12 protein-coding genes are annotated in these 12,773 nt (G+C 34.9%); 5 read left to right on the top strand and 7 right to left on the bottom strand.

The annotated features are described in order from the left end of the window. The coding region (locus tag A9G38_RS01490; protein ID WP_141671676.1) for an IS3 family transposase at nucleotides 1–802 on the top strand (802 nt) is incomplete at its 5' end. Here the strand turns inward: A9G38_RS01490 and A9G38_RS01485 are convergent. Continuing rightward, the gene (locus A9G38_RS01485) at nucleotides 748–1,227 is read right to left on the bottom strand and encodes a tetratricopeptide repeat protein (protein ID WP_176713212.1); all 480 of its coding nucleotides are present in this window, start codon (nucleotides 1,225–1,227) and stop codon (nucleotides 748–750) included. The genes A9G38_RS01490 and A9G38_RS01485 overlap by 55 nt on opposite strands. Before the next feature lie 58 nt (nucleotides 1,228–1,285). Then, a complete protein-coding gene (locus tag A9G38_RS01480) occupies nucleotides 1,286–2,047 on the bottom strand; it encodes an IS5 family transposase (RefSeq protein WP_034915900.1) in 762 nt (253 codons plus the stop codon). Between the two features lie 141 nt (nucleotides 2,048–2,188). Between A9G38_RS01480 and A9G38_RS01475 the strand changes: the two genes are divergently transcribed. The 3 genes from A9G38_RS01475 to trmL are packed head-to-tail and all read left to right on the top strand — an operon-like array spanning nucleotide 2,189 to nucleotide 4,827. Further along, complete coding sequence (locus tag A9G38_RS01475) at nucleotides 2,189–2,911, top strand: response regulator (RefSeq protein ID WP_034911849.1); 723 nt, start codon at nucleotides 2,189–2,191, stop codon at nucleotides 2,909–2,911. A 28-nt stretch (nucleotides 2,912–2,939) separates the two neighbouring features. Beyond that, the gene (gene cpxA / locus A9G38_RS01470; protein ID WP_034911847.1) at nucleotides 2,940–4,322 is read left to right on the top strand and encodes an envelope stress sensor histidine kinase CpxA; all 1,383 of its coding nucleotides are present in this window, start codon (nucleotides 2,940–2,942) and stop codon (nucleotides 4,320–4,322) included. A gap of 7 nt (nucleotides 4,323–4,329) precedes the next feature. Further along, nucleotides 4,330–4,827 (top strand): tRNA (uridine(34)/cytosine(34)/5-carboxymethylaminomethyluridine(34)-2'-O)-methyltransferase TrmL, encoded by a 498-nt coding sequence (gene trmL, locus A9G38_RS01465; RefSeq protein WP_034911845.1) that lies wholly within the window; start codon nucleotides 4,330–4,332, stop codon nucleotides 4,825–4,827. A gap of 896 nt (nucleotides 4,828–5,723) precedes the next feature. Here the strand turns inward: trmL and A9G38_RS01460 are convergent. From A9G38_RS01460 to orn, 5 genes are all read right to left on the bottom strand, one after another. After that, nucleotides 5,724–7,145, bottom strand: coding sequence for a cation:dicarboxylate symporter family transporter (locus tag A9G38_RS01460; protein WP_051634213.1), 1,422 nt, complete (start codon nucleotides 7,143–7,145; stop codon nucleotides 5,724–5,726). Between the two features lie 75 nt (nucleotides 7,146–7,220). Then, nucleotides 7,221–8,552, bottom strand: coding sequence for a CoA-disulfide reductase (locus tag A9G38_RS01455; protein WP_034911841.1), 1,332 nt, complete (start codon nucleotides 8,550–8,552; stop codon nucleotides 7,221–7,223). 199 nt (nucleotides 8,553–8,751) lie between these two features. Further along, entirely contained in the window at nucleotides 8,752–9,738 is a 987-nt protein-coding gene (hemH, locus tag A9G38_RS01450; RefSeq protein ID WP_034911838.1) for a ferrochelatase, read from the bottom strand. Nucleotides 9,739–9,747: 9 nt separating this feature from the next. Continuing rightward, a complete protein-coding gene (gene waaA, locus A9G38_RS01445) occupies nucleotides 9,748–11,019 on the bottom strand; it encodes a lipid IV(A) 3-deoxy-D-manno-octulosonic acid transferase (RefSeq protein ID WP_034911835.1) in 1,272 nt (423 codons plus the stop codon). 5 nt (nucleotides 11,020–11,024) lie between these two features. Then, nucleotides 11,025–11,591: an oligoribonuclease gene (gene orn / locus A9G38_RS01440; protein WP_034911832.1), complete on the bottom strand. Its 567-nt coding sequence runs from the start codon at nucleotides 11,589–11,591 to the stop codon at nucleotides 11,025–11,027. A 79-nt stretch (nucleotides 11,592–11,670) separates the two neighbouring features. On the opposite strand from orn, the gene rsgA reads away from it, so the two are divergent. Further along, a complete protein-coding gene (gene rsgA / locus A9G38_RS01435; protein ID WP_034911829.1) occupies nucleotides 11,671–12,699 on the top strand; it encodes a small ribosomal subunit biogenesis GTPase RsgA in 1,029 nt (342 codons plus the stop codon). Nucleotides 12,700–12,773: the final 74 nt, after the last annotated feature.

The following is a 12,773-nucleotide window of genomic DNA, read 5'->3' as shown; positions in this document are numbered from 1 at the left end:
ATGTCAATATTTAGGATTATCAAGACATTATGCTTATTATCAGTGCAAATTGAATAGACAAAAATCAATAGGGCTTTATGCCGATAAAATCGTGACGCTATTTAATCAGAGCTATCAGTCTTATGGTACAAGACGAATTCGTTTTGATTTACAGAAAGAGAATATTTGGGTGTCACGCCGTTACATTGCTCGGGTGATGAAAGCCTTATTGCTGGTATCAAAATACACCGTTAAACGTTATCAATCTCACAATACGGAAGTGAATGAAACCGCCATAGAAAATCACCTGCAACGACAATTTGATGTAGGTGATAAAAAACAAATTGTTGTTGCGGATTTAACGTATATTCAAGTTAAGCAACGTTGGAACTATTTATGTGTTTTAGTGAACTTATCCGATAGGCAAATTGTCGGTTACCATGTTGGTCAACATAAAACAGCAGAGCTTGTTATGTCGGCATTAAGCCAAATTAAACAACCATTATCAAAATTAGATTTATTTCATTCAGACCGCGGTAAAGAGTTTGATAATCGGTTATTAGCGGATTGTTTTAAGACATTTAATATCACGCATTCATTAAGCAAGAAAGGATGTCCTTATGACAATGCGGTAGCGGAAGCGACATTTAAAACAATTAAAACGGAATTTGTAAAAGGCCAACGTTTCAACTCAACGGCTGAGTTACAACGCGCTTTTTCGGCTTATGCCTATTGGTATAATCATAAACGATTACATTCTTCGTTAGGCTACTTGCCTCCCATTGAATTTAAAAAACACTTACCCCTTAATTTTTTTGTTTGAAAATGTGTTGCCATTCCAGCCTTAACATAGTCTTGGTTAATAACATTATTATCTGAATTTTGTTCAATTCCTTTTCGATAATGTTTTTTTTCTGCAAATTCGTAAAGTGCCCCTAGATTGAATAGACCTAAAGCATAACCGTTTGAGGCTGCTTTTTCATATAGCTGCTTTGCTTTAAGCAAATTTTTTTTCACGCCGAGACCATAATTGTACATGTAGCCTAAACTCACTTGTGCATCGGCGTAATTTTGATTAGCCGACTTTTGGTACCATTCAATAGCTTTAGCATAATCTTGTTGAACGTTTAGACCGTACTGGTACATATAACCTAACCGGTTTTGTGCTTCGGCACTATTTTGTTCTGTTGCTTTTTTATATTCAACATCAAAGTTATATTCTATATTTTGTGTTGCAAAAATGGGCACATTAACAAATAAGCATATTATTAATAGGGGCTGTTGATCTTTGCTGTACATAAATTACTCAACAATACATTGGCAGCCACATTAACATAAATGCCAGTGATACCATACTGGCATAATTCCTTTCTAACTTATCGTATCTAGTTGATATTGAACGATATTGCTTGATTCTAGCAAAGGCATTCTCGACTAAATGACGATAGCGATAAAGGCACCTATCCATACTGCTTTTATCTATATCCTTACCATAATTACGTTTAGCAATCACCGTTCGTCCGCCTTTTTGCCGAACAAAGCACCGAAAAGGCTCGCTGTCATAACCTTTATCGGCTATCACTGTATTGACTTCATCGAGCTTTTCAACTAGGTTTTCTGCATAAGTGATATCATGTCGTTGTCCTTCAGAAAGCTCAAAACAAATAGGCAAACCACCACTATCAACCGCAAGATGAATTTTAGTTGAATTACCACCACAGCTCTGACCTATTTGCTCGGAATACTCCGTTGCAGCGCCTGTACTATGCTGATGAGCCCTGATAATCGAGCCATCTAGGAACACCCATTCAAAATCCGCTAGTTGTGATAAATGTTTGAAAATATCAACTAATATTCCTTTTTTAGACCACAAATTAAATCGCCTATAGACAGTGCTCCATTCACCAAACTCTTCTGGCAAATCTCGCCAAGGAATACCGGTTCTCATTCGGAAAAGGATCCCTTCAAACGTCATCCGATGCTCGGATTTATTATAAACTCGGCCGGTATTTTTCATTATTTGTAGTAGCTTTTCCCACCGTTTATCTGTTAGCATTGTTCTTGGCATGATGAATCGAGTTATGGTTGTTTTTGGCTGAATTATTATAACTCACATCATGCCGTCTAAAAAATAATCATGAAAGATCAACACGCCCTATATTTGGTATAAAAATTAATATCAAGAATGAATGAAATAAAGAGGATTGTAATGAGCAGTAAATTACTTGTAGTTGATGATGATCCAGAAATTACTTTATTATTACGAGAACTTCTTGAGTTAGAAGGATTTCTTGTTGAAATAGCGAATAATGGTATTCAGGCTTTAGAAAAGTTTGATAGTACGATAGATCTTATTTTACTTGATATTATGATGCCTGAAATGAATGGACTTAAATTCTTATCTCAACTTAGAGGTAAATTTACGGTACCTGTTATTTTTTTAACGGCTAAAGATAATGAATATGATAAAGTTATTGGGCTTGAGCTTGGTGCTGATGACTACATTCTAAAACCATTTAATGATAGAGAGCTTATTGCCCGAATCAATGCACTTTTGCGTAGAGCGCATTGGGATAATGTAGCAAACGATGAAGCTGAACAACCAATTAAATATACAATTGATAAACTTAATGTAAATCGAAAACAGGGATCTGCTTTTTTTGATAACAAGTATATAGATTTAACGGGTACTGAGTTTCAAGTGTTGCTTACCTTTCTAGAAAATTCGGGAAAGATAATCACACGCGAAAAACTAAGCGAATTTGTTTTGGGTAAAGATTTAACTCCACTTGCTCGCTCAATTGATGTACATGTATCTAGATTACGGAAAAAACTACCGCCTAGGAGTGATGGTTTACCATGGATTAAAACATTACGTTCAAAAGGTTACTTATTTGTAATTGATCGAAATGACGATTTGTTATATGAATAACTTTATAATTAATATCAGATAATATGGTATGTGGCTTTTTGATAAACTAACAATAAGAATTTTCACAATATTTTTATTAACCATAGCTTTTTTTTTAATGTTAATAATGGTTTTGCCGAGTCTTGATGCTCGAAACCTAACCTACTTAGCAAACAAAGATAAACAAGCTGGTAATATGCTTGCGCATCAGATTGAAAATGATCTTATTAATGTACCAAAAGATAGTTTTCGGTGGTGGATGCGTTTTATTGTTGTTATGGATAGTTATCAAAAACCAGGTCAATTTTTATTTATTGTTACCCCTAATGAACAAATCATTACCGCTGAAACAAAAAATATTGATTTAATCAAAAACTTTAGTGAAAAATCCCATGATGTCAAAGATCCTGCAAAAAAAATTTATGATTCCCAAGAAATTATAGGACCTTTTCTCATTCATTATGCTAATGCTGAATATCAATTATATATCCTACAACAAACTACAGATATTCAATCTCAATTAGTCAACTTTATATTTGATCATCCTCTTTTACTATTAACTTTGACCATGCTAGCAAGTTCTCCTTTTTTACTATGGCTATCTTGGAGTATTGCAAAACCTGCTCGAGGGCTAAAAAAAGCAGCAGATCAGGTTGCGAAAGGAAATTTACAAGAGTGGCCTGAGCTAGAACAAACGGGATCATCTGAATATAAAGCGACGGGTGCTAGTTTTAACCATATGTTAAGAGAGCTTAAACGGATGCAAGAAGTACAGCAGCGTTTGTTTTCAGATATTTCTCATGAATTGCGCACTCCTTTGACTCGTTTGCAGCTTGCTACATCGCTATTGCGACGCAAACAAGGTGAAAGCAGTGAAGTTATACGTATTAATAATGAAGCAATAAAATTAGATTCTATGATTGGTGACTTATTGTCATTGGCAAGGCAACAATATGACAATAATGAAATTCGTGAAGTTAATAAAATTAATATTCTATTTAAACAGGTGCTTGATAATGCCACTTTTGAAGCAGAACAAATAGGTAAAACGTTGGTCGTTACAAATTTTCCAACTAACCATACTATATTATGCTATCCAATTGCTTTGTGTAGCGCACTTGAAAACGTTATACGCAACGCATTTCGCTATTCAAATAAACAGATCGATATTAATTTTGTAGCACAACAACAAAAGCTAACAATTACAATTGATGATGATGGTCCAGGAGTTGCTGAAAGTGAACTAGAACAAATTTTTAGACCTTTTTATCGTACAAGTGAAGCTCGAGATCGTGAATCTGGCGGAACTGGATTAGGGCTCGCTATTGTAGCTAATGCCATCATACGCGATCACGGTACTGTAAAAGCAGAAAAAAGTCATCTTGGTGGACTTAGAATTGTGATAATATTGCCAATTCATAAACATCAATAAATAATAAATGAGAAAAGTTGTGTCAAATTCAGCCTTAAACATCGTTTTATTTGAACCCGAAATTCCTGCTAATACTGGAAATATTATCCGTCTTTGTGCTAACACTGGTTTCAATTTACATATTATTGAGCCTATGGGCTTTTTCTGGGATGACAAAAAGTTAAGGCGAGCCGGGCTTGATTATCAAGAATTTGTTGATGTAAAACGCTATAAAAATCTCAACCATTTTTTAGATGCCAATCAAATATACCTATCAACACAAGTTTATGCTTTAACCACAAAAGGACAAAAGCCACACAGTGAAGTCGATTACCAGCAAAATGACTTCTTAATGTTTGGACCAGAAACCCGAGGCTTACCAAAAAACATACTTGATGCACTACCACAAGAGAAAAAGATCCGCATTCCCATGCTCGCCACTAGCCGTAGTATGAATTTATCTAATTCTGTTGCCGTTGTGGTTTATGAATCATGGCGTCAGTTAAATTATATGGGTGCAAAATAAATTTTAGTCTTACTCAGTTGTTGGATAAATACCGACGTTGGGAAAAAAGCAATATTCAAACCTTTCGGTGCGGTTAAAATAATTATTTTTTTATAAAAACCTTTTATATAGTTCATTTATTTTATTAATGCTTTTTGCTCTTAATTTAAGTCAAATAGTTATGTTTTTTAGAATTAGACTTAGGAGCGGACGTTTTGGCTTTTTCGGTGCAGTTTATCGGCTAATCCCCTAAATTGGAAGTAGCTATTGTAGCTATTCTACCCACTAATAGATAAAATGTTTGAAACCTCACCGATCCCCAAAATTTTCTATTACCATTTGATTCACAAAAAAATTCAATAAAATCAATAACCAACCTGAACGATTTTAGAGAAAAAAACATTCCTACAACACCGCATGTCAATATACCTATCTTTAAATCTTAATTTTTTATTCTTTCGATTGTTGCATTATCAACTTTTATAAGTTTACCTGCTTGTTTTACCAAATTACGGCATCTATACAAATACAATCACGTAAACTACATTCTAATTTACCGCTATTATTAATCTATGCACTTATGCTATATCCAAAATTAAAACTACCGAACTTATCAAGATTCTATACATTTAATTTTGGCTTTTATCGGTTCGCCTAAATTAAAAAAATAACTGCCTTTGAATTGATTTATATGTAGTGATCCTCACAAAAAAAAGCAGAAGTTACCGCTATGACATAAATACAAATCATAGCGGGACAAATATCATAGGCAAAAAATTTAGCATCAAATTCAAACCAATATTCAGAAAATCTGTTTCCCCAAAAAAATCGTTCAACACCAATAATAGCAAAACAAAAATTTGATTATTATCTTGAAATTTGTTGTTCTATTTCACTCATAACAACAGCCATTACAGTTAAGCTTCTGGCTGATCGTTTTCAAGAGTGATATCGGAGTCGTTGTACACAGCCATATTCATAAGACCAATTTCTTTATCGGTTGCGACAGCGGCTGTCATAGCGCCAGATACATTAGCTAAAGTTCTTGCCATATCAATAATTGGATCAACAGCTAAAACCATACCAATTAATGGGAAGTATTCGGCCATGCCCATACCTGATAAAACGACGGTTGCGGCAACTGTTGCCGTGCCAGGAATTCCAGCTATACCAATTGAACCAATAACCACTACAATGACAAGCATAATATAAAATTGGATATTAGTATCAATGCCAACCATATGAGCTACCATAACAGCAAGTAAAGCAGGAAAGAAACCGGCACATCCATTCATTCCCATGGTACTACCTAAAGAGCCAACTAAATTTGCGGTACCTGTATTAACACCCATTCGGACGGTTAGTGTTGAAATAGTCATTGGTAATGAACCGACAGAGGAGCGACTTGTAAAGGCCAATAGCCATGTTCCTAGCGCTTTTTTTATAAACATAATTGGTGAAATACCATGAATCACAATAATGGCAACATGTACAATCAACATAATCAATGTGGCGATGTAGATCGCAGCAACAAAACTTGAAACCTGAATAATTGCGGGTATTCCGTTAGAAATGATGGTGCGAGCAAGTAAAGCAATTACTGCATAAGGCATGTATTTTATGACTGTCATCGCAATCGACATGATGATCTTATAAAGTGCTTCAATAAACGTTTTAAATAGGGCAATCGGTTGTGAGTTTTTCTTTTCCATTCTGTTGGCGGCAATCCCCATTAAGGCAGAGAAAATGACCAATCCAACAATATTTTCGTTTACCATTGATGCAATAATATTGCTTGGAATTAGATTTATAAAGGTATCAATAATATTAGTGTATTGTTTTGCCTGAGCTTGATGTACAGAACTTGAGCTTATTTCACCTAATGCAAATAGATTAGCTAACAAAATACCAACAATACAGGCAATTGCTGTTGTAAACAGTAACCAAAAAATTCCTCTGAATGCGATTTGGGGTAGATTTTTTTTACCAGAGAAATCGATAATTACTTTAACAATAGATACAAATATGAGTGGTATCACTAACATTCGGATAAAAGCAATAAATGCTCGACCAAATAGTCCATACCAAGTTGCGGTTTCTTGCATCCAGATTGTTGATGTGTCAGGAAATCCTGCTACAGCTTGAATACTTAAACCAAGCACGGCACCAAGGATTAATCCAACTAACATACGTATTGAAAAATTAACCTTTTGCTTTTGTAATGGCCTCATTACTGCAAAAAAACAGATGAGCAGTAACCCAATACCAATTAATGTCTGGTAATGAGTAATAGATAAGAACTTTTCAAAAAAGACTCCTTGAAAAATAGCATCTGGCATATTTAATCCTCACCCTTTAATAATAAATTTAATTATCTAGTAAAATATTTATTGATAGGTTTATTAATACCTATCTTATTTTGCGATTGAGCCTGCAATATTTAAAATATCCCATGGTCTGGAAAATGGTGGAGCATAAAGAAAATCCATCATGGCTAATTCATCAATTTTCAAATTCGTCCATATTGCGGTTGCAAGAGTGTTGACCCTTAATGCCGCACCTTGCCCTCCAGCTATTTGACCACCTAAAATCACTCGAGTGTCGGCATGATAGATAAGTTTTGCTGTTACACTTGTTTGACCAGCAACATAGTTGCTGTGATTTTTATCTTTAACTATGACAGTTTTATAAGGAATTCCAGCTTTTTTTGCTTCGCTTTCAGTTAAACCTGTTCGTCCTGCTTCAATATCAAAGACTTTTAAGGCTGAGGTGCCAATAGTGCCAGGATATTCACAATTTCCGCCACCTAAATTTTCGCCTACAATTTTGCCTAGTTTGTTCGCCCCTGTAGCAAGTGGAATATATGCCATTGAATGACTAACTCTATGGTGAAGGGCAACACAATCTCCAGCAGCATAAATATCTGCCATATTAGTTTGTCCAAAGCTGTTGGTGATTATGGCACCATTTGCAAGTGTCTTAATACCAAGGTTTTTATAGATATCATTGTTTGGCTTAACACCAGTTGCAATAATAACAACATCGGCTGGATATCGTGATTTATCAGTAATTACATGTGTGACGTTGTGCGATCCTTCAAAGCCAAGTACTCGCTCTTGCAAATGTAGATCACAATGTTGTTTAATATTTTCTTCAATTAGTTCAGTAATTTGTTTATCAAATGCATCGATAAGAATTCTGTCATCCAATTGAATCAATTTGACGTTTTTTTGTAAAGCAACAAGCGATTCAGCTATTTCAAGCCCAATATATCCAGCACCTATAACAATCAAATTTTTGATATTTGAGTTGGATAATGTCTGTTTGATAGCTAACCCGTCATGCAGGTTGCGTAATGTGAAGATATTTTTTAGTTGGCTATTTTCAAAAGGGGGAATGATGGGACTTGCACCAACTGCAAGTAGTAACTTGTCATAGCTATCATCAAAGCAATTGCCAGTATTGAGATCTTTAACAGTTAATTTTTTTTGATTAGTATCAATAGCAATGACTTCATGTAAAGTTTTTATTTCAATATTATCTTTTTGAAATTGCTCAGGCGTTCGGGATATCATTTCGTTGGCGTCAGTAAAGTGGTTACCAATAAAATAAGGTAAACCGCAAGCACCAAACGAAACAATATCTGATTTTTCATAAATACGGATGGTTGCCTCAGGGTTCATTCTTTTAGCCTTTGCAGCAGCACTTGCGCCTGCAGCTTGAGCGCCAATGATGATTATTTTCACTTAATTTTCTCCTCAGTGCTCAGATACTGAATTATAAAATAATGCCTTATCATACGCCATAGATTACTTAGGTGATAGATAGTTAGCACTAATATTCGTTAATTTAAAATTTCATTCGTTTAAAAATCAACATTTACCTATTTAGTGTAATTTTTAAGTCGTATCATTTTTGTCAAAAAGTTTCAGGTAACTATGTGTTTCAGTATAAATTATTAAGTATAGGTGGCTGAGTTTGGTTGATTAATGCCATGATTAAATTAATCTGTAAGTCTGTGTCATTTAATGTGGGAATATAATAAAATGATTTTCCACCTGCATTTAAAAAGATTTCTCGATTTTCTTCGTCAATTTCGTAAATAGTTTCAATACAATCTACCGAAAATCCGGGACAGATGACGTGCACATTATTAACACCACTTTTTGCTAATGTTTGTAGTGTATCGCTGGTACTTGGTGTAACCCATTTGCCTTTTCCAAATTTCGATTGATAAGCCATTTGAATTGGTATATTTATGTTATTTGTTCGGCATTTTTCGATTAATAACTGTGTGGTCATTTCACAACGTTGAATATAATCCTCTTTTCGTTTGTAAATATAACGCTCAGGAATACCATGATAAGAAAGTATAAGCACTTCAGGCTCGCCTTGGCATTGAAATGCTTGCTTAATTTGTAAATAAAGTGCATTGATATAGCTTGGATGATCGGCATAATCACGAATATAGTCAATACTATTTATGATTTTGTCGGTTGCTATAATTTGTTTAAGTTTATCAAGTACAGCGAGTGTTGTGGTTGTTGAGTATTGTGGAAAAAGTGGCAATACCGTAATTTTTGAACATGATTGAAGCTTGTTCAATGCAGATTGAATATTGGGTTCACCATAGGTCATGGCTAATTCACATTGAATATTTGGTAAGTGGTGTTGTAATTTATCACATAATAATTGGCTGTAATGAAGTAAAGGTGATGAGCCATTTATCCAAATTTTTTGGTAATGATGAATAATATAAGGCACTCGCTTAGGTATTACAAGGTACTTTAAAATCGGATACCAAAACAGTTTCGGTAAATCAACGACATGGCGATCGAGTAAGAACTCGGTTAAATACCGTTTTATTGCATCTGGTGTTGCCGCGTTTGGTGTACCTAGATTAATAAGCAATAACCCTTGTTTTTTATTCACAAGTAATCCTTATTTTGAGCAAAGATAATAGTTGATAATGTTAAAAAGCCTATGTAGTGCGCCTTGATTTTGTTTTAATACTTGATACGCTTGTTCGCCAATTTGTTGACTACGCGTTTTATTTTCTAAAAGCTCATTAATCGCTGAATAAAGGGAATCGGCTGTGCTAGCACAAATGATCATGCCATCAGCTGAAATAAGTTGCTCACAAATCACTTTAAAATTGAAAAAATGTTCGCCACTAATGATTGGGATGTGGTGAAGTGCGGGTTCTAATGGATTATGCCCTCCATGTTTCACTAAACTGCCACCAACGAAGGCGATATCGGCAATACCATAAAGTTCTATTAATTCTCCCATCGTATCACCCAAAATGACTTGGGTTTGTTTAGCAGGAATTTGACCGCTACTGCGGTTTATATAATTTAATCCGCAATCATTAATTAATTTTTCGACGGTTTTAAAGCGTTCTGGGTGGCGGGGGACAATAATCAATAACAAATCGGGATATTTTTGTAATAACCGCTTAAAGGCAGATAAGATGATTTCATCTTCTCCATTGTGTGTACTTGCGGCAATAAAGATAGGGCGGTCTAATTGCCACCGCTGTTTTAGCGTTTTGATTTTTTGCTGTTGTTGATCTGTTAAATCAATATCAAATTTAATACTACCGGTTATTGTTAAGTGATCACGGGGTAAACCCAGTGAAATAAAACGTTCCCCATCTTGCTTATTTTGTGCGGCAATTGCACTAATTTTTAATAGTAAATTGCTAATGGATCGCCCTAGTTTACTGTATCGATTAGCTGAACGTTCTGATAATCTGGCATTGGCAATAATTAGCTGAATATTTCGTTTATAACACTGACAGATAAAATTAGGCCAAAGCTCAGTTTCCATAATGATCACTAATTTGGGCTTAACCGTATTTAAAAAACGATTTATCGCGCAGGGCAAATCATAAGGTAAATATACATGGCTGACGCTATCACCAAGTAATGATTTAACTTGCTCTGAGCCTGTTGGCGTCATGGTGGTAACTGTGATAGGTAAACTAGGATACTGTTGTTTAAGTGCTTTGATTAGCGGGATGGCTGCTATCGTTTCACCCACCGATACGGCATGCACTAAAATACCGTTAGATTTAACTTTATTTTTGCAAAAACCATAGCGTTCAAGCCAACGCTTTCGATAAGCTGGTGCTTTACGACTACGCCAAAGCAGTCTTAGCCAAACCAGTGGTTGAATCAAATATAATAAAAAAGTATATAAAATTTGCATACTAATTATAAGTTGGTTAGATCAAAAAAGTGTTCACGATAATAAACAAGTTCAGCAATTGAGTCACGAATATCATCAAGAGCTTGATGAGAACTCTGTTTGCTAATCCCTTTTAGTATTTCAGGTTTCCAACGTTTAGCTAATTCTTTAATTGTGCTGACATCTAAATAGCGATAATGAAAATAACTTTCTAAATTAGGCATATAGTTAAATAAAAAACGACGATCTTGCCCAATAGTATTACCACAAATTGGAGAGCTGTTTTCTGGTACCCATTGTTTTAAAAATTCGATGGTTTGTTGCTCGGCCTGTTGTTCACTAATAGTACTTTTGCGAACACGCTCAATAAGTCCTGATTTGCCATGGGTGTTTTGGTTCCACTCATCCATTAATGCTAATTGCTCATCAGATTGATGAACTGCAATCACAGGTCCTTCAGCAAGAATATTTAAGTTAGAATCGGTAACAATGGTTGCGATCTCAATAATGCGATCAGTTATTGGATTGAGTCCAGTCATTTCAAGATCTATCCAAATAAGATTGTTACTATTAATTTGAGATTGTTTGTTCATAATTTGCTATAGAGATTTTCTTTTTGATACTGAGTAGTGTAGCATAACTGACAATCTGTTTTAGTAAAAAATGAGTACTATGGCAAAAAATAAACTATCCAATAATCAAAAAAGACGTGTAGCGGCAAAACATCAGCAACGATTAGCAATAAAGCAAGATGAGAGTCTAGCAAATTTTTCGTCACCTCGTGACGGTGTAGTAATAAGTCGTTTTGGTAAGTCTGCTGATGTTGAAGATAGTGCAGGTCTTATTTATCGTTGTAGTATTCGTCGCACGTTACCTTCAATAGTCACTGGTGATAAAGTAGTATGGCGCGAAAGTTTAGAGCCAAACACCAATGGTATTATTGAAGCGGTTCACCCGAGACATTCTGAACTTGTCCGGCCTGATTTTTATGATGGCGTTAAACCCGTTGCCGCAAATGTTGATCAAATCGTGATTATTTCGGCTGTCTTGCCAGAATTATCACTAAATATTATCGATCGTTATTTAGTTGCTTGTGAATGCACGGATATAAAACCTATTATTGTTTTAAACAAAATTGATTTACTTAATGATGATCAACGCACTGAAGTTGAAAAAAAGTTGACGATTTATACTCATATCGGTTATCAAGTTTTGTATGTCTCATGTCAAAATCAACAAGGCATTGCTGTATTACAAGAAGTTTTGCAAGGTAAGATTTCCATTTTAGTTGGGCAGTCTGGTGTGGGAAAATCAAGTATTATTAATTTACTGTTACCTCATCAATCACAATCAGTTATGACTGGAGGTATTTCAGAAATATCCAGACTTGGTCAACATACAACTACTTCCTCTCGGCTTTACCACTTACCAAATGGTGGAGATATTATTGACTCACCAGGGATCCGCGAATTCGGTTTATGGCACTTAGAGCCTGAACAAGTGATTAGTGGTTTTAAAGAATTTGATAATTATTTAGGCGGTTGCCACTTTCGCGATTGTAATCACTTTGATACGCCAGGTTGTTTACTACAAAAAGTAGTACAAGACGGTAAAATTGCACCATCAAGGCTTGATAACTATCATCGAATTTTACAGACAATGCAAGAAGTTAAGGCAAAAACTAACAAAATCTATAAATAATCAGCTTAATTTATTTATAACAAAATTAACTTAAATAAGTTATATTTGTGTTCGAGTCATTACTTGCTGCTCAC

The sequence above is a fragment of the Gilliamella sp. Imp1-1 genome (assembly GCF_001690415.1).
Classification (GTDB): Bacteria; Pseudomonadota; Gammaproteobacteria; order Enterobacterales; family Orbaceae; genus Gilliamella; species Gilliamella bombi.
This window is presented reverse-complemented; position numbering and strand designations above follow the sequence as displayed.